Origin of the sequence: Trichocoleus sp. FACHB-90 (genome assembly GCF_014695505.1) — a bacterium.
Lineage (GTDB): Bacteria > Cyanobacteriota > Cyanobacteriia > Cyanobacteriales > FACHB-T130 > Funiculus > Funiculus sociatus.
This window is the reverse complement of the sequence record NZ_JACJOK010000042.1, coordinates 1-23,808: the sequence shown is the minus strand read 5'-3', so window position 1 is coordinate 23,808 and position 23,808 is coordinate 1. Positions and strand designations below refer to the sequence as shown.

At 47.8% G+C, this 23,808-nt stretch carries 20 protein-coding genes; 13 read left to right on the top strand and 7 right to left on the bottom strand.

Annotation, left to right across the window (positions count from 1 at the left end):
• Window positions 1-6 precede the first annotated feature (6 nt).
• Window positions 7-318: an NIL domain-containing protein gene (locus H6F74_RS12295; RefSeq protein WP_190441274.1), complete on the top strand. Its 312-nt coding sequence runs from the start codon at window positions 7-9 to the stop codon at window positions 316-318.
• A gap of 64 nt (window positions 319-382) precedes the next feature.
• Here H6F74_RS12295 and H6F74_RS12290 read toward each other — a convergent pair whose 3' ends face one another.
• Together H6F74_RS12290 and H6F74_RS12285 are read right to left on the bottom strand one after the other, a co-directional pair.
• On the bottom strand, window positions 383-1,030 hold the full coding sequence (locus H6F74_RS12290) for a response regulator transcription factor (RefSeq protein ID WP_190441271.1): 648 nt from the start codon (window positions 1,028-1,030) through the stop codon (window positions 383-385).
• A gap of 205 nt (window positions 1,031-1,235) precedes the next feature.
• Window positions 1,236-1,688, bottom strand: a complete 453-nt coding sequence (locus tag H6F74_RS12285; RefSeq protein WP_190441392.1) for a ferredoxin — start codon at window positions 1,686-1,688, stop codon at window positions 1,236-1,238.
• A 333-nt stretch (window positions 1,689-2,021) separates the two neighbouring features.
• Here H6F74_RS12285 and groES point away from each other — a divergent pair, with 333 nt between their 5' ends.
• The 4 genes from groES (at window position 2,022) to H6F74_RS12265 (ending at window position 9,842) form a co-directional block, all read left to right on the top strand.
• Complete coding sequence (groES, locus tag H6F74_RS12280) at window positions 2,022-2,333, top strand: co-chaperone GroES (RefSeq protein ID WP_190441269.1); 312 nt, start codon at window positions 2,022-2,024, stop codon at window positions 2,331-2,333.
• Window positions 2,334-2,412: 79 nt separating this feature from the next.
• A complete protein-coding gene (groL, locus tag H6F74_RS12275) occupies window positions 2,413-4,056 on the top strand; it encodes a chaperonin GroEL (protein ID WP_190426784.1) in 1,644 nt (547 codons plus the stop codon).
• A gap of 606 nt (window positions 4,057-4,662) precedes the next feature.
• Window positions 4,663-6,771: an iron uptake porin gene (locus H6F74_RS12270; RefSeq protein WP_199301145.1), complete on the top strand. Its 2,109-nt coding sequence runs from the start codon at window positions 4,663-4,665 to the stop codon at window positions 6,769-6,771.
• Window positions 6,772-7,124: 353 nt separating this feature from the next.
• Complete coding sequence (locus tag H6F74_RS12265; protein WP_190441401.1) at window positions 7,125-9,842, top strand: hypothetical protein; 2,718 nt, start codon at window positions 7,125-7,127, stop codon at window positions 9,840-9,842.
• Between the two features lie 261 nt (window positions 9,843-10,103).
• On the opposite strand, the gene pgeF is transcribed toward H6F74_RS12265, so the two are convergent.
• Window positions 10,104-10,940, bottom strand: a complete 837-nt coding sequence (gene pgeF, locus H6F74_RS12260; RefSeq protein WP_347269509.1) for a peptidoglycan editing factor PgeF — start codon at window positions 10,938-10,940, stop codon at window positions 10,104-10,106.
• Window positions 10,941-11,206: 266 nt separating this feature from the next.
• Between pgeF and H6F74_RS12255 the strand changes: the two genes are divergently transcribed.
• On the top strand, window positions 11,207-11,986 hold the full coding sequence (locus tag H6F74_RS12255; protein ID WP_190441257.1) for a biotin--[acetyl-CoA-carboxylase] ligase: 780 nt from the start codon (window positions 11,207-11,209) through the stop codon (window positions 11,984-11,986).
• A gap of 82 nt (window positions 11,987-12,068) precedes the next feature.
• A complete protein-coding gene (locus H6F74_RS29985; RefSeq protein ID WP_242022035.1) occupies window positions 12,069-13,814 on the top strand; it encodes a M23 family metallopeptidase in 1,746 nt (581 codons plus the stop codon).
• A gap of 97 nt (window positions 13,815-13,911) precedes the next feature.
• Here the strand turns inward: H6F74_RS29985 and H6F74_RS12245 are convergent, their stop codons facing one another.
• Window positions 13,912-14,598, bottom strand: coding sequence for a riboflavin synthase (locus H6F74_RS12245; protein WP_190441254.1), 687 nt, complete (start codon window positions 14,596-14,598; stop codon window positions 13,912-13,914).
• 354 nt (window positions 14,599-14,952) lie between these two features.
• Here H6F74_RS12245 and H6F74_RS12240 point away from each other — a divergent pair, with 354 nt between their 5' ends.
• The 5 genes from H6F74_RS12240 (at window position 14,953) to H6F74_RS12225 (ending at window position 19,667) form a co-directional block, all read left to right on the top strand.
• Entirely contained in the window at window positions 14,953-15,447 is a 495-nt protein-coding gene (locus tag H6F74_RS12240; RefSeq protein WP_190426754.1) for a bifunctional nuclease family protein, read from the top strand.
• A 119-nt stretch (window positions 15,448-15,566) separates the two neighbouring features.
• The gene (locus H6F74_RS12235; protein WP_190441253.1) at window positions 15,567-16,691 is read left to right on the top strand and encodes an aldo/keto reductase; all 1,125 of its coding nucleotides are present in this window, start codon (window positions 15,567-15,569) and stop codon (window positions 16,689-16,691) included.
• A complete protein-coding gene (locus H6F74_RS29635) occupies window positions 16,660-16,848 on the top strand; it encodes a hypothetical protein (protein ID WP_206756308.1) in 189 nt (62 codons plus the stop codon). Before H6F74_RS12235 ends, H6F74_RS29635 begins: the two co-directional genes overlap by 32 nt.
• A 367-nt stretch (window positions 16,849-17,215) precedes the next feature.
• Entirely contained in the window at window positions 17,216-19,024 is a 1,809-nt protein-coding gene (locus H6F74_RS12230; protein WP_190441251.1) for a GGDEF domain-containing response regulator, read from the top strand.
• Window positions 19,025-19,115: 91 nt separating this feature from the next.
• On the top strand, window positions 19,116-19,667 hold the full coding sequence (locus tag H6F74_RS12225) for a hypothetical protein (RefSeq protein ID WP_199301143.1): 552 nt from the start codon (window positions 19,116-19,118) through the stop codon (window positions 19,665-19,667).
• A 174-nt stretch (window positions 19,668-19,841) separates the two neighbouring features.
• Here H6F74_RS12225 and H6F74_RS12220 read toward each other — a convergent pair whose 3' ends face one another.
• Both H6F74_RS12220 and H6F74_RS12215 read right to left on the bottom strand, forming a co-directional pair.
• Entirely contained in the window at window positions 19,842-21,005 is a 1,164-nt protein-coding gene (locus H6F74_RS12220) for an extracellular solute-binding protein (protein ID WP_199301141.1), read from the bottom strand.
• 29 nt (window positions 21,006-21,034) lie between these two features.
• Window positions 21,035-21,673, bottom strand: coding sequence for a phycobiliprotein lyase (locus tag H6F74_RS12215; protein WP_190441249.1), 639 nt, complete (start codon window positions 21,671-21,673; stop codon window positions 21,035-21,037).
• 481 nt (window positions 21,674-22,154) lie between these two features.
• On the opposite strand from H6F74_RS12215, the gene H6F74_RS12210 reads away from it, so the two are divergent.
• Window positions 22,155-22,532 carry a hypothetical protein gene (locus tag H6F74_RS12210; protein ID WP_190441248.1) on the top strand — a complete coding sequence of 126 codons (378 nt, stop codon included), beginning with the start codon at window positions 22,155-22,157 and terminating at the stop codon, window positions 22,530-22,532.
• A gap of 56 nt (window positions 22,533-22,588) precedes the next feature.
• On the opposite strand, the gene cobT is transcribed toward H6F74_RS12210, so the two are convergent.
• Window positions 22,589-23,731: a nicotinate mononucleotide-dependent phosphoribosyltransferase CobT gene (cobT, locus tag H6F74_RS12205; protein WP_190441380.1), complete on the bottom strand. Its 1,143-nt coding sequence runs from the start codon at window positions 23,729-23,731 to the stop codon at window positions 22,589-22,591.
• Window positions 23,732-23,808: the final 77 nt, after the last annotated feature.

The following is a 23,808-nucleotide window of genomic DNA, read 5'->3' as shown; positions in this document are numbered from 1 at the left end:
ATAATTATGCACAGCACAAATGAATTGGCAGTGAATTCAACTACCGCACCCGAAGATAATCGACCCACTAAAACCAGGGTCAGAATCCGCATCCCCAAGCAATACCAGGAAGAACCAGTCATCTCCCGCCTAATTTCTCACCACGGTGTCACAGTGAATATTGCCGCCGCCTTACTAGGAGCAAATGCCAGAGATGATGGCTGGTTTGACTTGGAACTGATAGGGACAACTCGCCAGCTTCAAAGCGCCCTCACCTACCTGGATGAAATGGATTTAGAAATTTGGAGAAAATCAGATAAAGAAGAAGAGGGCTGGTAACAATTTGGGATTTTAGATTTTGGATTAATAATCTAGAATCCAAAATCTAAAATCCCAAATCGACTTACGCCATGTTACTCTCAATCGCCCACCGAGCTAACTCCGTGCGGTTATGGAGACTGGTTTTACCTAGCATATTGGACACATGGCTTTCAATCGTGCGCTGAGAGACATTCATCTGCTCGGCAATTTCTCGATTTGCCATACCTCGTGCCACAAACTGAACAACTTTCAGCTCAGTCGGCGTTAATTCTACGGTTTCAGGTACCTGAAGTTTTGAGCCTCCCTCAGTTCCTCGACTTGGATGATGAATTAGGCGAGTGGCTTGCTTCAGAGACGATTCCACTTGCGCCACCAATTCTTCTGGCTCAAATGGCTTAACCATGTAGACATCAGCCCCGGTGTTAAGTCCCTTCACCCGATCTTGACTTTGACCTTTCGCGGAAAGGAACAAAACTGGAATCCAACTGATGCGGGGGTCTTCTCTTACGTGTTGTACGAGGGCAATTCCGTCCATCTCCGGCATCATCACATCGCAGATGATCATGTCAGGAATGTCATGCTCTAGAACCTCTAGAGCTTCCCGACCGTTTTCCGCAGTGATCACCTCGTACCCTCGAAACTCCAGGTAGTCCTTGACCAGCAAAATCAGGTTGGGGTCATCATCAATCAGCAACAGTCGTTTGTTATCTCTTACACTGGTGTCTTTCATGGTGTCCCACTCGCCAAGCCTGGATTCGTGAATTTTACAACCGTATTCTAAGTAGACCCTACGTTATTATGCACACCCTGCTGTATTGGTTTGTACTAGGTCTAGGCAAATGCTAAATCCTATTTATAACCAAATAATTATACTCACTTACATGGGTGGCAACGATAAATATCTAGTAGGTATACGGAAGAATATAACGTAGCTACTATGTTACTGTATAGGGTTCTGGGAGCGGATGAACTAAAAAGGCATATTCTTGTACAATTTTGTTGTCAATAAGATGTTCTTGGATAATCCGCTCAATTACTTCCGGAGTCGCCCCGCGATACCATACGCCGTCTGGGTAGACGACTAGAATTGGGCCAGAAGCGCAAACTCGCAGGCAGTTTGCTTTGGTGCGGAAAATGCAGTTGGGGCGAGTTTCAGTGGGTTTGTCAATTTTTAATTCTTTGAGGCGACGCTTTAAGTAATTCCACGATTCTAGGCTAGCTTCCTTGGAGCAACATTGAGCTAAAGTCTGGTCAGCACATATGAAGATGTGTCTTTGAATTTGATTGAGTCCTAAGCTCTGTACGCACGCGAGGATAGCAGCTTGGTCTTGGGGCTTACAGGTGTCTAGAATCTGGGCTTCAGATTGAGCTACTGTATTTTCAGTCATTTTTACTTCTTCTTGGGCAAACTCTTGCTTTTCGCGTCTTTGATAATTTGACAATACGTTGGCAGTTCCAACTTTTCTTTTAGCAGACTGGCGACAGAAAAGGAAAAAAGCTCTGATGCAAAAAAAGAATTCTTGATTTCCTTTGACTTACCTCCTCACCTTTTCCCCAGTTCCCATCTTTGTTCGGAAACCCGTACACACAATTTTGCAGAACTTGCTTGCGATCGCACACCTTACTCCGCTAAATTAGCACTCAGGAGCCGAGAGTGCTAAATTTAGAACGCGAGGAACATCGCGTTTAGATGTCAAACCTGTTGTAGGAGCTTTATTTGTATGGCTGCTGTATCTCTGAGTGTATCCACCGTTAAGCCTCTAGGCGATCGCGTATTTGTGAAAGTGAGCGCCGCTGAAGAGAAAACTGCTGGTGGAATTCTTCTGCCAGACAACGCTAAAGAAAAACCCCAAGTCGGCGAAGTAGTCGCTGTGGGCCCTGGCAAGCGTGATGATAAAGGCGCTCGTGTTGAGATGGAAGTCAACGTCGGCGACAAAGTTCTCTACTCCAAGTACGCTGGCACAGACATCAAACTTGGCACAGAAGAGTACGTCCTGCTGTCAGAGAAAGACATTTTAGCCGTAGTTAACTAAATAGCTAATGGCTAATGGCTAACCGCAATTAGCTTTTTAAAGATCAAAATTCACATACTCACCAAGAACCAGGAAATATATGGCTAAGCGCATCATTTACAACGAAAACGCTCGTCGCGCCCTAGAAAAGGGAATGGACATTTTGGCAGAAGCCGTAGCTGTCACCCTCGGCCCCAAAGGCCGTAACGTAGTGCTAGAGAAGAAGTTTGGCGCACCGCAAATCGTTAACGATGGTGTCACTATCGCCAAAGAAATTGAACTAGAAGACCACGTAGAAAATACTGGCGTGGCGCTGATTCGTCAAGCTGCTTCCAAAACCAATGATGCTGCTGGTGATGGCACCACCACCGCCACCGTTCTCGCGCACGCAATGGTCAAAGAAGGGTTGCGGAACGTTGCTGCTGGAGCCAATGCAATTTCCCTGAAGCGCGGTATTGACAAAGCTATTGGCTTTTTGGTAGAGCAGATTGCCCAGCACGCCCGTCAGGTAGAAGATTCCAAAGCGATCGCGCAAGTCGGAGCTATCTCTGCTGGTAACGACGATGAAGTTGGGCAGATGATCGCCCAAGCAATGGACAAAGTGGGCAAAGAAGGCGTAATTTCCCTAGAAGAAGGGAAATCTATGACCACTGAACTCGAAATCACCGAAGGGATGCGCTTCGATAAAGGCTACATCTCTCCTTACTTCGCTACCGACATGGAGCGGATGGAAGCAATCATGGATGAGCCTTTCCTGCTCATCACCGATAAGAAAATCGCTCTAGTACAAGATTTAGTGCCAGTGCTAGAGCAAGTAGCTCGTGCTGGTCGTCCTCTGGTAATTATCGCCGAGGACATCGAGAAAGAAGCTCTGGCAACCCTGGTAGTCAACAAACTGCGGGGTGTGCTGAACGTGGTTGCTGTCAAAGCTCCTGGTTTTGGCGATCGCCGCAAAGCTATGCTCGAAGACATCGCCGTTCTCACTGGCGGTCAGCTAATCACCGAAGATGCTGGTCTGAAGCTGGAAAACACCCGCTTGGAGATGCTGGGTAAAGCCCGTCGCGTCACCATGACCAAAGACAGCACCACAATTGTTGCTGAAGGCAACGAACAAGCTGTTAAATCTCGTTGCGAACAAATCCGCCGTCAAATGGATGAAACCGAATCTTCCTACGACCGCGAGAAGCTGCAAGAGCGTCTAGCTAAACTTGCTGGTGGTGTCGCAGTAGTCAAAGTTGGTGCTGCCACTGAGACGGAAATGAAGGACAAGAAGCTGCGTCTGGAAGATGCCATCAACGCCACTAAAGCTGCTGTGGAAGAAGGTATCGTTCCTGGTGGTGGTACAACTCTGGCTCACCTGACTCCCCAACTGGAAGAGTGGGCAACTGGCAACCTGAAGAATGAAGAGTTGACAGGTGCGATGATTGTTTCTCGTGCTTTGGCTGCTCCTCTGAAGCGGATTGCTGAAAACGCGGGACAGAATGGCGCTGTCATTGCTGAGCGCGTCAAAGAGAAAGAATTCAACGTTGGCTACAACGCGGCGACCAATGAGTTCGTCGATATGTTTGAAGCTGGTATCGTTGACCCTGCTAAGGTGACTCGTTCTGCTCTGCAAAATGCTGCTTCTATCGCTGGCATGGTGCTGACAACTGAGTGTATCGTCGTTGACAAGCCTGAGCCTAAGGATGGCGCTGGTGCTGGTGCTGGTGCTGGCGCCGGCATGGGCGGCGACTTCGACTACTAATTCTCGCTTTGGGTGGGCATTCTGCCCGCCCAGCTATTAAAACAGCTGTCTCCTGATGGAGACAGCTGTTTTTTTTGTTTGAACCGCAAAGACGCATTAGCCCTCTTCACTATAGGGCGCAAAGGAACAGAGGGCGATCGCGTTTATATTTCCGAGTCGCTAACACTAGCCACAAGTGTGTTATTTTGGCAACCTATCCTAAGCAGAAAATTGCAAAAGCCATCTGAAAACTGAAACCATTAATCAAAGCCAGAAAATAGATATTCCCTATTGTGCGATCGCTTATTTTTAATATCATCTCAGTAAATATACTTACTTATTTAAAAAAATCGTCATATTTGGCTCAACCAATAGTTCTAAATAAGTAGATCCCCTTAAACCTTTGTTGAACAAAATTACTTTAAGTCTTCGGTTGAAAAATAACATACTATCTTCAAATGGTGCGGGAAAATTCCGGAATTCCCTTGGAACATCTAGCTATAGGTATACGTCACCTATACGCTTAAAAAATTTAGTTGTAAAAAGTAATAATAACCTTCTTAGCAATTGACCTAAAATTCGTGTAGAATCCGAGCAAAGATGGTGTGTTTTGAGGAGTTTGAGACCGTGAAATCCCCTTTAAGAATAGAGAAGACCGCATCCTCAGCGCTAGTATTTACAGCCTTTGGTTTGCTTGCGGTTAGCATTGCCCCATGCTTAGCAGCACCAGATGTCAACGCAGCTACAGTCGCTGAAACAGTCGAGTCTTCAAATCAGGGATTCTCGGCATCTACAGATTTAGCAACGGCAGGGTATACAACAGAGTCAACATCGGCTGCAATACCAGTTGAAGAGACAGCTGAAGTCTCCACATCTGCGGAATTATCGCTAATAACACAAGAAGCCGAGGCAACACCAGCAACAATACCAACAGTTACTGCGAAGATAGCGCCCCTTACCGCCAAAGCCGAGTCGCAACCGACAACCAGCGATGCCGCTGATTTGTCATTGACCAATACCCCCATTGTTGCTGCCAGCAATGGTCAGAGCTTAGAGACTACATCTGCTTCAGTTGAGAAAACACAAACAGATGTTCGCATGGCGACTCCTGCTAAGACAACACTAGACTCAGTGCAAGCGCAAGCGTTGCCATCTGAAAATGTCAGCGATCAGACCTTGCCACTCGCCGACCCTCTAGAAATGGGCGATCCAGAGGCAGCGGAAGCTGATCCAATGGGACAAGTAACCAATATTTCCCAGTTGCGCGACGTGCAACCGACAGATTGGGCGTATGAAGCGCTGCGGAGTTTAGTAGAACGCTACGGTTGTATAGCAGGATATCCTGACGGCACATTTCGCGGCAACAGAGCATTGAGCCGCTATGAATTTGCGGCTGGTGTGAATTCTTGCTTGCAACAGATTGAGAAATTAATTGCTGCCAGCACAGCAGACTTCTCCACCAAAGAGGATTTAGCAACCTTGCGGCGGTTAGTGGATGAATTTGGGCCAGAAATTGCGACATTGCGATCGCGTGTAGATAATCTGGAAGGTCGCACCGCATTCTTAGAAGCAAATCAGTTCTCCACCACCACAAAACTGTTTGGGCAAGCAGTTTTTGGCGTTCAGGGACGCAATGACAATGATTTTGAACTGTCTAACCTGCGATTTGAAGACCAGAACACGAATATCAATGTCATTAGCAACGTACAGTTGAGTCTGTTTACCCAATTCAGCCCTCGCAGTCTCTTGCTGACCGGACTGCAAGCAGGAGCAGGCAATACAGGACCTCGTACCTTCAACGACCAGATTTTCCTGGGTTATGAAGGAGACACAGGTAACGACGTGGTGCTGAGTGACCTCACCTATCGCCAACTGATCGGCAATAACTTTGCCTTCATCGTCGGGCCAGAGGGAGTCAACCCGGTTAACGTCTTCCGGGGAGCTAATCGTGTGGAAAGTGCTGGTCAAGGGCCGCTTTCCCGCTTTGCCCAACGCAACCCGATTATTAACACTGGCGGTCGCGGCGGCATAGGCTTTGACTGGCAACTTGGCAGTCGCCTTAGCTTGCAGGCAGTTTATTCAGCCAGCCGTCCAGCAGATTCGTTCCGTGGCGGCATCTTTGGCGGAAATGACGGAGAAACGGCAGCAGGGGCGCAATTGGTCGTTTCGCCCACAAATAACATTGATGTTGCCGTCCAATACGTCAACTCCTACTCTCCGTTTGGAAGATTGAATACTGGTGTTGGCGACGATATCGTCGATTTCGGAATCTTTAGCGGGTCGGGTCGTTCTCCGATTAGTACCAATGCCTTTGGTGCCAGTCTGGAATGGCGAATCACTCCCCGCGTTACTTTTGGCGGTTGGGGAGGCTATACAACTTCAGATGTAAAAGTCGGATCGGGAACTGTGGAAACAGTGAACTGGATGGCTTACCTGAATTTCCCCGATTTGTTTGGTCAAGGCAACCTCGGCGGGATTTATGTCGGTCAGCCTCCCAAAATTACCAGTAGCGATCTTCCTACTGGAAGAAACTATCCCGACATTATTAGCAAAGGTGGACTCGGAGAGGAAGGTGGTCAGCCATCAAGCACAACTCATGTAGAAGCTTTCTACCGCTTGCGAGTTACTGACAATATCACCATCACCCCTGGAGTCATTGTGCTGTTTAATCCACTTCACAACGACGATAACGACACCATAACTATAGGCTCAATCCGTACTACCTTTACCTTCTAGGTCACGGACGTTGAGTTTTTCAGGGCGACTATAAGTCGCCCTGAAAAAACGAAAAAAAATTCTAAGTAATCTGGGAACTGGTTTGGTAATAAAAGCGTCATCTACTTAAGAAAGGCGCAGCAAGGCTAAAGGACAGTATGAACTGAAGTTTTTATCCCAGTCATACCCGCCCCCGATTCCTAAAACGCTGATCAAATCAGAACCTTGTTTATTACTTTCTATTACTTCTAGTTCTGAGCTTGCTCAGGATGAATTCCAGAAGCAATTATTTTCCCTTGTTGAGTATCGAGTTGGGCTAGAACGGTTCCTTACATTGTTATTCACTCTTATTCACTCACTGATGGAGTCCTTACATGATTGCTAAATCAAATAAGTATGCTGTTTGTTTAGGTCTAGCCGGAGGCTTAGCGATCGCTCTTGCCTCCAACGCTCAAGCCCAACAAGCTACTTCGACTTCGACTACAACTACAAGCGGACAAGCCCAGAGGGTTCAGATTACAGGCGGTACAGTCGCAGGAACAGCTGCCTTCTTTTCAACGATACAAAATCAATTAGGCTCCACTCCTAACGCTCCAGTTCTGTTTGATGCTACTGTCAACAGTCTTCAACTTCAAACCACTTCCGGAAACACAAACACTGCTACTTTCAAACCACAAGCAGCCAGTTTCAAAGATACGGGTGCTGGCAACGTTGGTACTCCTGGAGCGGGTGACGAAGCTACATTACTAGGCGGCTTATCTGGGATAGCCGCTACATCTAACGGTTTTCTGGTTCCGTTCACCAATGTCCCGACAAGAATAGACTTCAAACTAAATTCATTTACCACCGATGCCTTTTTGACAGGCTCGTTGATTACTCCTAAGGTGGCAGGTAACGCTCCACCGGTTTTCCTGCCAGTTGCACCTATTACGCTATCTACTCAGTCTCAGACAAACTTTAATTCCAGAAGTGGGTTCCTGCAAGTTGGTGCCTATAATGGACAACTGACTTCGGGTTCCATTGCTTTGCCTCCAACTGTTCGTTTCAGTGCCGGAACTGGCACCACTCCTAATGTTCCTCCAGTTGTTGTGGGGCAACGAACAAAATTCGAGATTGAGGGCAAAGGATTCGGAACCTTAACTAACACTTTTGCCGAGCAACCTAGTACCACTTCCACCGCCACAGGCGGCACGACCACAGGCACGACCACAGGCACGACCACAGGCACGACCACAGGCACGACCACAGGTGGCACCACCACAGGCGGCACCACCACAGGCACGACCACAGGCAGCAACACAGGCGGCACCACCACAAGCGGCACCACCACAGGCACCACAGGCAGCAACACAGGCGGCACCACCACAGGCGGCACCACCACAGGCGGCACTGGCACCACAGCAACAGGCGGCACCACCACAGGCGGCACTGGCACCACAGGCGGCACCACCACAGCAACAGGCGGCACCACCACAGGCGGCACTGGGGACGACAGCACAACTAGCAGCACAACGATCGCTCAAAGCTTCAGCAACACTGACAGCAAGCTAGCTTTCAAAAGCGATACTGCCCAAACCAAATTCAAAATTGAGGGTCAAGGAGACCAAAAATTCACGGTCGAAGGCACCGTAAATGGCGCTGACATTCAACTGGGTGGATCTAACATCCGCGAACTGAAACTTTCATCTGGTATGAACACTTCTCCGATCGACTTTAAAGTTAAAGGCGAAGGTGTTGGCATCACGACGGTGACAGGTGGCAGCACTGTTAGCTATGTAAGCCCGCAGAGCCGAACTGAGTTTGAATTTAAGCAAGATGGCTCTAATGGTTTCACAGCCAAGGGAGATAGTCTGGGTCGTACCCAATTCAAGGTAGGTGCGATCGCCAGTAACTTCGCTTCATACGATGCTTCTGCTAGCGGCACCACCAACAATTTCTACAGCAACAGCAGCTATAGCTATGGCGCTGGCGCAAATACAAGCAACAACATTGGCTTCTACTCTTCCCAAAACCAGCAATTCGCCATTAACCTGAACAATAACGTTAACATCGATAACTACTACAGCAGTGGCGGCGGCAGCTTCAGCGGCAGCTTCGGCGGTAGCGGCAGCTTCGGCAGCGGCGGCGGCAGCTTCGGCGGCGGCAGTGGTAGTGGTTCAGGTACAGGCTCAGGTACTGGTACTGGTGTCGGCACAGGTACAGGCTCAGGCTCAGGCACTGGTACTGGTGTCGGCACAGGTACAGGCTCAGGCTCAGGCTCAGGTACTGGTACTGGTGTTGGCACAGGTACAGGCTCAGGCTCAGGCAGTGGCTCAGGCACAGGTACAGCCAGTGGCAGTGGCTCAGGCTCAGGCTCAGGCTCAGGCTCAGGCACGACTGTCACACTTTACAACGAGCAAACCATCAACCTGATCGCCCTTAATAATGCTTTCATCAGCAGTTCTTCAAGGCTCTACCCCGTTTTCGCTCCTGGCGGCAATACCAGCGTCAGCGTATCCGTTGAGCGCGGTAGTAACGATCGCATTTTGCTGGTTGAGCGCCAAAATAACGGTCGCGGTAACGCCTACGGTCATTACAAAGACAAGAAAGACCAAGGTCGGGTAGTGCAAGCTTGGCAGCAAGTAGGGCCAGGAAGTAAGCTCATTCCTGGTATGACTGGTCTGTATGAGATTCCGACAACTCAGGTTTCTAACCCCCAAGGTTTCGACAACGACGACGACGATAACGACGACGACGATAACGGAACCTCTACAACCCCTACAACCCCTAGCACAGGCACCACAACCGCACCGGCAACACCTTCTGGCACAACCACTGAGCAAGGTGACGACGACGGTGACGATGACGATAACGACGACGACGATAACGGAACCTCTACAACTCCTAGTAGCGGCACTGGCACCAGCAGTGGTACAGGCACCGGCACAGGTACAGGCGCAGGCACCGGCACCGGCACGGGCGCGGGTGGTACAGGTACAGGCACTGGCACTGGCACGGGTACAGGTACAGGTACAGGTGGCACCGGCACGGGTACAGGTACAGGTACAGGCACCGGCACAGGTACCACAGGCTTACCCGCTACAGGTCAATAGTAGCTACCACTCAATCAAATGCTGATGCTCTGATTTGAGGAAAAATGTGCAACTCGCGCTCTTGACTACAGGAGACGAGTTGCCAACACTAGGGTACTGCTAACTTGAGTTAGAAAAGCGATATAGCGATCGCCTCCAGGTCATGAACTGGAGGCGATTTTTTCCTTTATATAGCCTTAACAACTGTAGGTGCTTCGCCTTCCCGAAGAGTAGTCAAGGCCGAACAAAGAAAGCCTGGACAACGGAAGGCTTTCTGGCTCTCTAGATGCTAACAATGCCTGACCATTGAACTTTTTTCAGCTTGTCCCGCCGATAAGAGAAGAAAAATTCTGGTTCCTGGTAGGTGCAGTGAGGTGCTACGCCTACTTGTTCGCTACTAATTCCCATCTGTTCGAGTTGCAACTCGTTGACTCGCCGCACATCCAAGCGCACCCGTCCTGGTTGTGGATCTGGCAACAGAGGCGAATTTGACAACTGCTGTAAGGCATCCAAAATTGCTTCCAAATCTTTCTCTGGGTCTAGCTGTGGTATAATACTAGCTCCAACTTCAGCCGCTACATTAACAGAAAGCTGATAAACTTCTCCAGCGATCGCAGGCCCCATCGCCACACGCAGATTTTGTAGTTGAGAGCCGTTTGCTAGAAGCTGAGCGATCGCTTGCGGAACAATTTTCCGGGCAGTACCGCGCCAACCTGCATGAACTGCCCCCACCTGCCCCGTCTGAGTATCAGCAATCAAAACCGGAGTACAATCAGCACTTGCTACCCACACCGACTGCTGGGCAAGTTCCGTCACTATCCCATCAGCAGGGGGTAACTCTTGACAATCGGCAGCGCCTTCGATTTGGGAAGGTGTCATCACAACATTGCCATGCACCTGTTTAACTCGATAAACCTGAGCGTCGGGCTGTAAAACCCCCACTAATTCCGCCGGATAGCGTGGCGAAAATTGTTGCGTAAAAAAACCGTGAGGCCAGTTTCTTAGCAAGCTACAAGTCAAATAGGGCAATCCTTCCCAATTATGCCAATTCCAGATATTAGTAAGATTTTGCGATTCTCCTGCTCCTAAATTCAGATCGGTGCGGGAAAGCATTGCCATCTGTTAACACTCCTCAAATGTCAGTGAAATCATGCTAACTTACGTAACCAATTAGTGATTTTGCATCAGCGGCATTTAATTGACATCTTCCCCCATTCTCAATAAGCCTCCAACCTAGCCAAGAAATTTATTTCTTGGCTAATAGCGAAAGTCCCTTAAAATAGACTGAAATCTTTATATAATCAGCCTTTAGTCCTCTTAAGATGACTAAAGGCTATTAGCCAGAAATTTTAATCTCTGGCGGGTTATTGCAACTGGTCTAAAATGTGGCATTTAATCAACATTGGCTGGAAGCCTCGATAGGGGAAGTGCCTCTAAAGCTTTCCTATCATATATTTGAGACACTTCCCTCCACCAACCAAACCGTCTGGAAATTGATGGAGCAAGGGGCAGAAACGGGAACGGTAGCGATCGCTCTTGAACAAACTGCTGGGCGGGGTCAGTGGGGCCGCCAATGGCAATCAAACCTTGGTGGACTTTACCTATCCCTAGCCCTTGCTCCCAATCTACCAGCTACAAATAGCGCTCTTCTGACTTTATGCAGTGCTTGGGGAATTGCCACAGCATTGCGTAGTCACAGCATCCCAGTATTTATTAAATGGCCCAACGATTTAATACTTTGGGGGCGCAAACTAGGCGGCATTCTCACCGAAACTAGAGTGCAGCAGGGAAAAATTACCAAAGCAGTCGTAGGCGTAGGGATTAACTGGGCTAACCCAGTACCTGAAACTGGAATTAATCTACAATCATTCTTTGAACAGCAACCACAACAAGTAATTCCATCCCTGGAAAGTTTAGCAGCAATTACTCTACAGGGAATTTTTACCGGATACCAATACGCCTCGCCGAAACAGATAGAGACTCTGTTACCCTCTTACTTAGAGCTTCTCACTAGCAAGGGTCGTTGTGTAATCGTAGACGGACGTTCTGGAGTCGTTGTGGGAGTCGCACCTACTGGCGAACTGCGAGTCCGCTTGCACTCAGGAGCCGTAGCCGAAGAAATTTGCCTCCAGCCCGGTACAATCAGTCTGGGCTATGAACGGTGATTTTTCCAGCTCCAGGGTGAAATGGGTGAAGACTTACCAGACTTAACTATTGAGAGCCAGTGAAATGAGGAGTGATTCCCAAATGCAAGAGCGAAACCACCCTAGTTGTACTTTGTTTGGCTTGTTCTGCCGCCGTAAAGTGCTGATGCAGGGACTGAGTTGGATTGGCGGTATCGGAGTTATCAGCAGCGGCTGGGTTGTGGCGCAGACCGATCCGAGTATAGACAACATAGGCTCGTCCACAACCCAAGAAGCACCGCCTGTTGTAAGATTTGAGTCAAACTCGCCGCGTCCGCCAGCACCTCCGGCTGCACGTCGCCGCTCTATTGCACAACCAGAGCGGGCTTTTGTCCCCCGTCGTCGCTCGGCACCAACAGCGTCAGAGCCTAGTGCAGTTCGCCGTCGTTCAGAAAAGCCAGTTGCTTCCCGCCGCCGTCGCTCAACACCAAAGCCAATTGCTTCCCGCCGTCGCCGTTTGGCACCAGAATTAGAGCAAGCTTCAACTGCTTTCCGCCGCCGCTATTCACCCGCCGCCGAGCCTACTGTAGTTCGCCGCCGTCGGTCAGCACCAGCAGTGGAGTCAACTGCCGTATCTAGAGAACCAGAACTGTCTGCCCCAAATTTGTTGGAGCCGAACGGGATTTCTTATGTGAAGCCTCCTAAGCTTGCACCCAGCACATCAGGGGAGACAGAGATTGCATCCAGCGACTACAACAATAACTACATCGACCCTACAGATTACAGTCTTGGGGCGACGAGTGGAGGCGAGGAGCCTAGTGGCTCTTATGAGGAACCGCCTGAGGTTGTGTTGTCGGAACGCTCAACTGGATGTCAAAGTGTTTTACAAAGCACAGAGGGAGTATCCGGCGGACTTTGTGGTGGTGGTAGGGTAGCCTCCAGAAGACGCGATCGCGTAACCGCTAACCTAGCTTCGTCTCCCAGAAGCCGTAGAACCTACGGAAATGAGGTAAGGCAAGCTATTAGGGCTAGAGAGTCCGGGAATCGCGCTGAAGTAACAGAAGCTATTAGGGCTGTAGGAAACCGCTCCGGGTTACGCCGCTCTCGTCTGGCATCTAGGCTAGAACGCAATAACCGCCGGGGAACCCTGTTGGCATCTGCTGGGCCTGTGCAAATTGGGCCGATTCGCGATCGCAGTAATCGCACTCGTTATCGTCGCAACAGGACTTCCTCCTCAGCGCCTGCGATCGCTTCCAACTTCCAGTCTGAACGCGAGTACACACCACAAAATGTACCCAGTTACAAGCCCCCAATTCCTACCATTTTTCGAGGCTTGAGCAACGGCAACACCAGCTTAATTTTCCCACTGGCGGTTCCGGCACCAATTACCTCAATGTTTGGCTGGCGGGTGCATCCGATTTCCGGTAGTCGCAGATTCCACGCAGGTACTGACCTCGGCGCACCGATGGGAACGCCAGTTCTAGCAGCATACGCTGGTAAAGTAGCGATCGCGGACTGGATGGGCGGTTACGGTCAATCCATTGTTCTCCAGCACAACGAAACCCAAGAAACCCTCTACGCTCACCTCTCAGAAATCCTTGTCCAACCAGGTCAAGTTATCGAACAGGGAACCGTAATTGGGCGAGTTGGCAGCACTGGCAATTCCACAGGCCCCCATCTCCACTTTGAAGTCCGCCAGTTAACCGAGTCAGGCTGGACGGCGATGAACTCAGGCGCTCAACTAGAGTATGGTTTGGCGCAACTGATCAAAGCCTTACAAGTAGCCCAGGCACCTCCTCAAACAACTCCTCAAACAACTCCTCAAACAACTCCTCAAACAACTCCTCAAACAATGCAACCAGACAGTTAAGAAGGTAAAAGTCAAAGGCAAAAGATTAATATTTTTTTCTCTCTTTTGCCTTTGACCTGTCTTACCCCAAGATTCGGAGAAACATAGCTACACCCTTTCACAGATACCCGTGTTCTGCCAAGAATGAGGGTGTAATATTATGCAAACCAATAGTAGCGGGTGCCTCTTCCTCAACCGCAATAGCTGGATTACGCAGAAATTTTTCTACGTATTTGCCCAGAATATCGGCTTCCAAATTTACCAAACCGCCAGTCTGTAAATAAGCAAGATTCGTCTCGGCATAACTGTGAGGAATTACAGCAACCGTAAACCAGCTGCCAGCCTGGTCGCAATCTGCCACCGTTAGACTCACCCCATTGACAGCAATGCTGCCTTTGGGGATGATGTACCGAGCAACTTCCGCAGGTGCCGCAAAGCGCATCTCCCAAGAGTTAGAGCTTTGTAAAGATTCCTTTAAATAGCCAATTCCGTCTACGTGGCCAGTCACAAAATGTCCCCCCAGCTTGCTGCCAACCCGTAGAGACGTTTCTAAATTCACATAGGCGGCGGCTTGCTGTCGCTGTCCCAAAGTTGTGCGTTTGAGAGTTTCCGGAGAAGCGGCTGCCACAAAACCTTCGGGTAAAATCTCCTCAACCGTCAGACAAACGCCATCAACTGCCACACTGTCACCGATCGCAAGAGTCGGTAAAATCATCTGGGAGGCATCTCCAAGGGCTGAAAGCTCAAAGCGGTCTTCTCCCAAGGGATAAATGGTTCCCAATGCTTGAATTAATCCGGTAAACACTATTTTTCGCTGAAATTAGGTAAATAACGGTGATTAGTCTCTGGCTAATGGCTCTGGCTAATGGATTAAAAACAATTAGCACTTAGCAATTAGCACTTAGCAATTAGCAACGGACAATACTAGGTCTATATTTTTTAGTAAAATTCCCAGCCCAATCGACCTAAGACTGCGGCATACTGGGAAATACAGCTTGGTTGATCCCAACTTAACCAAGTCTTCACAGCTGGTTGTACCGTCGCTTGGTAAGGTGATTAGAACCGCAAGCGTATTTGTTAAATCCCAGATCCGTCTAATACCAGTTTATAGCTTTGCTTTACCCACCCCGACGCCTACCGTGTTCTAGAGGCCAAGCTGATGATTGAAATGAGAGTTGCTGGAATTGCATTAGATGCCGTCACGCGCAGTCCGATAGTATTGCTCAAAGATGCTTCGGAGCGACGGGCATTGCCAATCTACATTGGACAAGATCAGGCAAAGGCAATTATCAGTGCTTTAGAAAAACAGACTCCTCCCCGCCCTCTCACTCACGATTTGATTGTCAATATTTTAGAAGCGTGGAATATGACTCTGGAGAGAATCATTATTCACTCGCTTCAGGACAATACATTTTACGCGATCCTGAGCGTTCGCCAAGGTGAGGTAAAGAAGGAGATTGATGCTCGTCCTAGCGATGCGATCGCTGTTGCCATCCGCACTGATAGTCCCATCTGGGTGATGGAAGAAGTCGTTGCCGATGCCTCAATTCCCGTTGACCGCGATGCTGACGAGGCAGAACGCCGAGCCTTCCGAGATTTTGTCTCCAAGCTCCGACCAGAGGATTTGATTCAGCGAGGAGGTTTGAGCGAGTAGCAATTTTTAATTTTGGATTTTAGATTGAAGAATTAGGGCATCTAGCCTCCAAGTAAAGATTCATAGCTTGACTAAGCGCTATTTAATCCAAAATCCAAAATTAAAAATCCAAAATTGATATGCGTTATCGGCGGTTTGGAAAAACGAATCTACCACTATCGGTGTTTTCTATAGGAACTATGCGCTGTCTGGCTTCTGAAGAAAATGCACGCCAGACGGTACAGCAAGCTGTTTCTTTAGGAATTAATCACTTAGAAACGGCTAGAGGTTATGGCAAAAGCGAGCAGTATCTTGGTGCTGCCTTAAAAGCTGGATTACCTCTGTCACGAGAGCAGCTTTACATCACTACCAAAATTCCGCCGACACCTGACGCTGATACTATGCGTCAGTGCATCGACGAGTCGCTGTTGAGACTACAGCTGGACTACGTGGATTGTCTGGCAATTCATGGCATCAATACTTGGGAACATCTGGACTGGGTGCAGTCCGGCTGTATGGAGGCGGTAGCAGAAGCCGTAAATAGCGATCGCGTCCGACACGTTGGTTTTTCCACTCACGCACCGCTAGAGGTCATTCTGGCGGCGATTAACACCGACCTGTTTGAATTTGTTAACCTGCACTATTACTACTTCTTTCAGCACAATGCCCCAGCGGTTGAGTTGGCTCACCAAAAGGATATGGGCGTTTTTATTATTTCGCCAGCAGATAAAGGAGGACAACTCTACACTCCACCAGAAACCCTGAAACATCTGTGTCAACCTTTCTCGCCGCTGGAGCTAAATTACAAATTTTTATTAAGCGATCGCCGGATTACCACCCTCAGTATAGGTGCAGCTAACCCAGAGGAACTGAGGGAGCCTTTGACTGTGGCTGAGGGCGATGAATTTCTGACCCAGGCGGAAGTTGAAGTTCTTGGGCGCTTGGAAACTCATTTAGTAGAGACTCTCTCTACTGACCTGTGTAGCCAATGCTACGCCTGCTTACCTTGTCCAGAAAATATCAATATCCCAGAAGTGTTGCGGCTGCGGAATTTAGCTGTTGCTTACGACATGACCGAGTATGGTAAATACCGCTACCGGATGTTTGAAAACGCGGGTCACTGGTTTTGGGGAAGCAAAGGCGATCGCTGCACCGACTGTGGTGATTGTCTGCCCCATTGTCCCCAAAATCTGGACATCCCAGCTCTTTTGCGAGACTCGCACCAGCGTCTCAATGGGCAAGCTGGCCGTCGGCTTTGGGAATAACTATCGTGGGATTGGGGATTGGGGATTAGGGATTGGGGATTGGGTAGACTTCGGGAAAGCTTCCTTGTCCTCCCAGTCCCCAGTCCCTAAAAAGGTTCTTTCCATTCAGCAAAGCCGAATTTTGTCTATAGCAGAAACGTCTCCAAGGTTGAATTAAATAAAAATTACTGCCCAAACAAGAGAGCGATTTGCTCTCTTATTTAATCAAATATTCCCAAAAATTTTCAAATATTCCCAATAAATTTCTTTTGCTTATAAAAAAGCAGGATTATAGATGAATAATAAAAATATTAACGCTTGTTTAGAAAACGGAAGCCTAAACAAAGCAATTTTTCACGGAATTAGCAATAGCCGTGACGTTTTCTGGTAAAAACAGAATTAGCTATAATTAACAAGTTAACAGGGTTCAAAAATGTAAATAAATAGTCAAAGATAGGGATGATGTGGATACTGCGCTTGTTGTGAAGTGGTCGTTAGCAAGCAGTTGTTAATTATAGAGAAAAGGACAAGACTACTAGAAAGCTATGAAAAAGATTTTAGTAATAGAAGACGAAGAATTTGTCCGGTACAACATTTTAGAACTGCTGGAGGCGGAAAATTTCGATGCTACTGGTGCAGAAAATGGCTTAATCGGGGTACAAATGGCAAGGGCTATCGGCCCCGATTTAATTATTTGTGATGTTATGATGCCCGAACTGGACGGTTATGGGGTGCTGAAAACACTACGTCAAGATCCAATGACGGCGACAATTCCCTTCATTTTCCTGAGCGCTAAGGCTGAACGAGGAGATTTGCGTCAAGGTATGGAGCTTGGCGCGGACGACTATGTAACTAAGCCGTGTACGCCAGATGAACTGCTAGGCGCGATCGCTGCCCGCTTAAAAAGACAAACAGCCATTACTCAACCCTATACCGTGGCACTCAGACAGGCAGCAGAAAGACTAAATCACTTACTTTATTACGACAACATTACTAACCTTCCCAATCGGTTGCTATTGCGAGAACGGTTCAGTCAAATAATAGACAACAGGGAGCGGGGGAGAGAGCTAGACGGGTTGAGGAGCAGCGAGGAATTAGAATCTACATTCTCACCATCCCAAATCCCCATCAGCGAAGCTTCCTTCCATAGTTGGGTTCCACTTCTATACCTGGGATTGGATCGGTTCAACCGCATTAACGAGGGGTTAGGAAATCAAAATAGCGACAGATTAGTTAAAAAAATCGCCGAACGGATAACAGCCTGTCTTAGCAAACAGGACACTATCGCTCGCTTGAATGCAGATCAATTTGTAATTATTCTAGCAACCTTAAGTCAAAGACAAATGGTTGCCAGTGTTGCCCAAACCATAGTGTCATCTATTAATGAATCTTTCACCTTAGAAAGCGGTGAAGTTTTCCTCTCTGCCAGCATTGGCATTGCCTTTTATCCAAGTAATGGGCAGGATCTAGATAGCCTGATGAAGAAAGCTTCAGCGGCGATGTTTTATACCCAAAAACTTCAGGGGAATAACTATCAGTTTTACACTCCAGATATAAATGTTGGTTCTAGCGAAGAACTGGAGCTAGAAGCGAGTCTGCGTCATGCCTTAGAACAAAAACAATTTCATGTTTATTATCAGCCGATTGTAAATCTTTCCTGTGGGAAAATCATCGGTGCTGAAGCCTTGGTGCGTTGGCAGCACCCCGTCCGGGGAATGGTTTCACCAGCAGAGTTTATTCCTCTGGCAGAGGAGACAGGCTTGATTGTTCCGCTTGGGGAGTGGGTGTTGCAAACTGCCTGCGCTCAAGCTCAGAGATGGCGAGATGCTGGATTTTCATCGTTCCGGGTGTCGGTGAATTTGTCGGGGCGGCAATTCAGTCAACCGGAGCTGAGTCAGCGAATTGTGCAGATATTAGAAAGTGTCGGTGTTAATCCAACTACTTTGGGCTTAGAGCTGACTGAGAGCATTTTGGTGGAAAATGCTACAGGCGCGATCGCTACCTTAAACGAATTGAAACAACTGGGCATTCACATAGCCATTGATGATTTTGGCACAGGCTATGCTTCCCTGAGCTATCTCAAACAATTTCCCTTTGATACCTTAAAAATCGATCGTTCTTTTGTCTCTGATGTCACCAGCGATGCCCAAAATCAAGCAATTATGACTGCCGTAATTCAACTGGCTCACAATCTCAATCTCAAAGTCACGGCGGAAGGAGTAGAAACCGAAGCTGAACTGGCATTCTTAAGCCAGCAGCAGTGCGATGCTATGCAAGGCTATCTGTTCAGTCGTCCCATCCCAGCAGCTGAGATGGAAACAATGCTATTTAGGGGTAAGCGTTTGTTACTTTAAGCTTTTCCCCTTGTAGTAGGCACTTTTAAAGCCGGGAACCTTAGCCAACAATCCCTAGACAATAATAGAGACGAGATTAAAGTAAGTAAAAATGAAACCTCAAGGAAAACAAAACAGGAAACAGCAACCAGGAAAAAATATTGTTTATTACTTATTTCCTATTATTTATTGTCTATCGCCTTTTTTAGTGCAAGCACAAACACCATCCGGACTGCTGCCTTCTACCAAACCTTTAGAATTCAAACTGCTCAATCCGGAGGCAACACCGCCAAGGGGCAATGTCATCACAGCAAATAGTATGTCAGAGACAGGGCTAACAAATCCTAGCCTCTGGTGGGCTGACGAACAGTTCGGTGGCAAGCTGTTGGAAAACTGGTTAGCGTACCCTAATGAGCGTCGGGTGGATTTGATAGTAAACCGCCAACTTTGGAGTATTTTGGACTATATGGGGCGCTATAGCTTTGTCAACAAAATGGGTACGGTTGCTAGAGATTTCGGCTACAGCACTAGGGTTTTTATTGTTAACCAGCCGGATGAGGCACTGGCTACCTACACCTGTGATTTTAGTACCAGTAACCCTGTGTGCGATCTGAATATAGAATCCATTGGTCAGGATAGTTGGCGGGTTCGGTCTAGAAATTAAAAATTATCCTCGTTGTTAGTCAGAAACTGGGAACGAAGTTATTAGAGGCGCTGCCTCCTTCAATGGCTTAAAAAGTTAAAAATAATTGAAGCTTAGGCGAGGTTCCCAACCTACGCTAACCAGAGATGAAAAATTCTCGTTCCCCCTCTCTGGCTGGGAACGAGAATTTTTTATTTAGCGGATTTCTTGCCACAGAGAAAGGTACTTAAGGGCTGTAGATTCAGAAAGAGGATAGAGAAATTCGCTATTCTTTAGAACCTGAGTATCTGGCAGTAACACTGAATTTGTCTGTAAAGATTTTGGTAACTCAGAGCGATTCATGCCTGTGATAATTGGTGAGGCGGCGCGAGTGAATAAAGAAATTTCTAGGGCTTGTTTTTGCTGCCAACAAAAATCAATCCATTGGTTTTGGAGAGAGGAGATATTTGCCGTATCTTCAGACTTGGAAGCAGCAGCAGGTCGCACCCACACATCTGCCCAGAGAGCGGTTCCTGACTGAGGAACTACGGCGGCGAGGTTGCGATCGCTTTTTAGAACTGGCAGCACATCAGTTGACCAACCCACCGCTAGCCAAGTGTCTCCTATAAGTAGGGGTTCCAGATAGGTATCGGAACTGTAAAGCTTAATCTGCCCTTTTAATTTAGCAAGAGCGTCTTTTAAGTCGGGAACTTTATCCAGGTTTTCCCTATTATAAGAATGACCTAGCCGTTTTAAAGTTAGACCAATAACTTCTCGCGCCTGATCCAAAACAGAAATGCGATCGCGCAGTTCTTCTCGCCACAAATCCTGCCAATCTCTAGGCTCCCATCCCAACGCCTTGAATTTATCGCGGCGATACACAATAACAGTGCTTCCCCAGCGGTAAGGAGCGCCCCAAATCTTTCCCGAAGCGTCCAACTGTCCTTGTGCATTGCGTCTTACTAATTCTTGCCAAGGACGCGGTAACTGCTTCCATCCTGCTGTCTGTGTTGGCTCAATTGGTTGAATTAGCTTTTGTTCTATTGCTTGTGCTAACCAGTAATCTCCTAACGTCACTAAGTCAGCAATCACTGGTGTTTTTGTAATAAAGGGTATCCGCATCCAACCCTTTCCCGTCTCCCCTGGTTTGTGCCAAGTTTCCAGACGGGTAAATAACTCTTTTAATTGTGTTTCTGGCGTAAAATCCAGAGTAGCTGATTGCTTTAGGCTCTGGCGAAATTCATTTAATAGCTGAGCGGGAATGGAATTTTTCAGCAGTTTGACTCTTAAAGCTGGGTTTTGGGAACTCCCACAACTTGCAAGCAGCTGACTCATTGCCAGGGTTCCAGCACCCAGCAGAAAAGACCGTCGATTTATCATAAACTGTCGTGAAAACAGGGGCTAGAAATTTAATTTTTCTGTCGCCGCTCTACCCCAAAGCCTACCAATTCAATAACCGTTGGTGGTTCGCCGTTTTGAGGGCGTTCGTAGGTAATAATCGTGCGTAAGCGGATATCATCCTCTACAATCCGCATTTGATCCACTGCTACGGAACGGCGATAGTAAGTTATCATTTCCAGGGTTTGGCGAGTAGGCTGATAGGTAAAGCGCCCTACGATCGCTCCTGGTTCTGAGTATCCCTCATCCCGCAGATAAAAACCCTCAATGACTTCTTCCCCGACGGGAACATCAGCGGCGATGGGTAGAGAAGGCTTTTTGGCTGGCGATTCTTCTGACACCACGTAAGCATCTGGCACAAATAACGCTTTCAAACTCATCGCTACTTGTTCGCCCTTTTCGGAGATGGTATCAAACGCGATCGCAAACCCCGGACAGACGTGATCATCTTCCTTCACCTGATCGGTGTCTACCTTAATTCCATTTAACGAGTAAAACTCGAAAGTTGGCTGCTTTTGTTCCAGCGTCAGGGGTTCTACCCGAAATTCTGTATAAGAGCGTTCCACCTGACCGCTTAAGACAGAATGATACGTTCTTTCGGTTGTCCATACTCCTGTGCAAGCGGTAAAAAACTCTCTTATGCTGAGCATTTTTTCTTCTAAATGGCTAAATTTACGTCAATAAAAAGGATTTTGCTTATTTGATTAAATTAACATAACTTTGTGTTCTTGTGTACAGACAATATTTATAACATTCAATATTTTTTTGCCGCCGCCGGAACATCATACATAGCCTGCATTTTAGTATTTACTGAGTATATTTTTTTACCATGCTTTTAACTGAGAAATTTTTTAATATTGAAGACAAAAATTAACCAAGATAGCCGTAAAAGAGCCAAATTTACCATAAAGCTTCCAAATCGCGAGTTTTCCAGTCATATTTTATTATTCGGGCAACCAAGAAATTGCTCGGTCATGTCTATCTAGATGCTGGATACAGCGTCTTACAGACGCTTAACCCCTGGTGAAAAAATTTATGTTACCCAATAGTTAAATAATTGATAAGTAAAACGCTATTTGAACTGTTGTTTCATAACATGAAGATCGGAGAAGTTACACACCAGGAAATTGCATGGATTCCCTTCAAAAGCAAATTGTCGTTTTAAGTCATAAAGTTGATGTCGTGTACGAAATGCTCGAACATCTGAATCAGAAAGTCTCTGACTCTCTGTCGCAAAGCAAGCAAGCCCCTGTCCAAGTTGGTACACCCCCGCCGATAGGAGCAAATAATAGCCGCTACTCGTATCAAAGCTACAGCAGTATGACTTCAGTGATGGAGCATAAGGATGTATTGGTTGATACCAACGGTTTAGACGGCAACTTCCAGAGTAGTGAGAAGGAGTTGTCGCCGGAAATTCAAATCCAACGCCTAACCGCACAACTTACAGCCGCTTATAATCGCATCGCCGCCTTGGAAGAACAGTTACTTTCTAAAAGAATCCACTCTTAAGCAACAGTCAGAAGGATAAAAGTTAAATTTATACTTCATACTGAATACTCAATACTTCAACAACGTTCTATCAACGTTTCAATAGCATAGAGTAATTGCTTTTGGTGCCAGCCTTGGGTTAGTGTAGCTGCGATCGCGCATCCCCCTGCACCCATACCTTCTTTGACATATCCTTGCTCATAAGCCCTCAGTTGAGGGTAACGAGAATCCGCAAAACTTAGCCCAGTAGCCATTAGGGAAACTGGGTTGATAGTTTTTGCTAATCCAACAGTGTCGCCCGTAGAGTCTTCTGCCACCCAGCGGGTTGTTCCTACTACTACTTGTTCTGGTTGCCAGGACAGGTTACAGTGACGTGATATTGCCTGCATCAAAGCATATACAGCCAGCATTTGCGTCCCACCAGCAAGCAAAACACCGCAGCTACGACTAGCAGCGATCGCCATCCCCGTCGCCACAACTTGCATCGGATCTCCAATTGCCGCCACCAGCTGCAAAGGGTCAATTGCTTCGCCAGGGCTGGGGACTGGGGAAGATAAGACAGCAACTTTTTTGTCTTCCCATTCCCCAATCCTCGCCGCTTGTAGCCCAGCTTGTACCACAGCCCACTTTTGAGAATGATTGCAACTGGGGTGGCTGCTGTTGACCTTACCAACAGCCGGGAAACCCAAGCCAGTTAAAACAGCCAAAGCCGTTGTAGTTCCCCCGACCACACACTCGCCCAGAATTAAATACCCATTGGGAATATTTGCCGCCAGCTTTTCTCCCCATCTAAGCCCCTGCTGGAGCAGATGTTTTACCGTTGTTAGTTCCAGGGCATTTCCTTGACTGAGACACCGGGCTGGAAAGCCCCCCAAATCAATTGTTGGGACACTCGGCGGCTGGGGCAAACCTGCATTAAATAAATAAACTGGAATATTCAGACCCTCGATTGCAGCGCGAGAGATTAGCACTGGTGAAGCTCCCGCTTGCAGGGGAGGTAGAGGGTATTGAGGCTGTTGGCGAGGGCCGTTATACAAAAATTCCGCATCTGCGATCGCAGTGTATCGTCGATCTTCTGGCGTTGCACCAGCCGCAGAAATGCCGGGGATCAAGGCGGTGTCAGTAAATCCTAAAATACAAGCAAACACCGCTGGCTGTCCTCTATATCGCTGGAGCCAGCGGTGTCCCTGTTCTTGTTGGGTGTAGACGTTAATGGGGATTGGGGATTGGGGATTGGGGATTGGGGATTGGGGATTGGGGATTGGGGATTGGGGAGCCTTCTGCTGAAGTTCGGTAG

Bases quoted from the DNA above. Each gene is read 5' to 3' on its own strand.
- H6F74_RS12295 (WP_190441274.1), top strand. From the start codon at position 7: ATGCACAGCACAAATGAATTGGCAGTGAATTCAACTACCGCACCCGAA.
- H6F74_RS12290 (WP_190441271.1), bottom strand. From the start codon at position 1,030: ATGAAAGACACCAGTGTAAGAGATAACAAACGACTGTTGCTGATTGAT.
- H6F74_RS12285 (WP_190441392.1), bottom strand. From the start codon at position 1,688: ATGACTGAAAATACAGTAGCTCAATCTGAAGCCCAGATTCTAGACACC.
- groES (WP_190441269.1), top strand. From the start codon at position 2,022: ATGGCTGCTGTATCTCTGAGTGTATCCACCGTTAAGCCTCTAGGCGAT.
- groL (WP_190426784.1), top strand. From the start codon at position 2,413: ATGGCTAAGCGCATCATTTACAACGAAAACGCTCGTCGCGCCCTAGAA.
- H6F74_RS12265 (WP_190441401.1), top strand. From the start codon at position 7,125: ATGATTGCTAAATCAAATAAGTATGCTGTTTGTTTAGGTCTAGCCGGA.
- pgeF (WP_347269509.1), bottom strand. From the start codon at position 10,940: ATGGCAATGCTTTCCCGCACCGATCTGAATTTAGGAGCAGGAGAATCG.
- H6F74_RS29985 (WP_242022035.1), top strand. From the start codon at position 12,069: ATGCAAGAGCGAAACCACCCTAGTTGTACTTTGTTTGGCTTGTTCTGC.
- H6F74_RS12240 (WP_190426754.1), top strand. From the start codon at position 14,953: ATGATTGAAATGAGAGTTGCTGGAATTGCATTAGATGCCGTCACGCGC.
- H6F74_RS12235 (WP_190441253.1), top strand. From the start codon at position 15,567: ATGCGTTATCGGCGGTTTGGAAAAACGAATCTACCACTATCGGTGTTT.
- H6F74_RS29635 (WP_206756308.1), top strand. From the start codon at position 16,660: ATGGGCAAGCTGGCCGTCGGCTTTGGGAATAACTATCGTGGGATTGGG.
- H6F74_RS12230 (WP_190441251.1), top strand. From the start codon at position 17,216: ATGAAAAAGATTTTAGTAATAGAAGACGAAGAATTTGTCCGGTACAAC.
- H6F74_RS12225 (WP_199301143.1), top strand. From the start codon at position 19,116: ATGAAACCTCAAGGAAAACAAAACAGGAAACAGCAACCAGGAAAAAAT.
- H6F74_RS12220 (WP_199301141.1), bottom strand. From the start codon at position 21,005: ATGATAAATCGACGGTCTTTTCTGCTGGGTGCTGGAACCCTGGCAATG.
- H6F74_RS12215 (WP_190441249.1), bottom strand. From the start codon at position 21,673: ATGCTCAGCATAAGAGAGTTTTTTACCGCTTGCACAGGAGTATGGACA.
- H6F74_RS12210 (WP_190441248.1), top strand. From the start codon at position 22,155: ATGGATTCCCTTCAAAAGCAAATTGTCGTTTTAAGTCATAAAGTTGAT.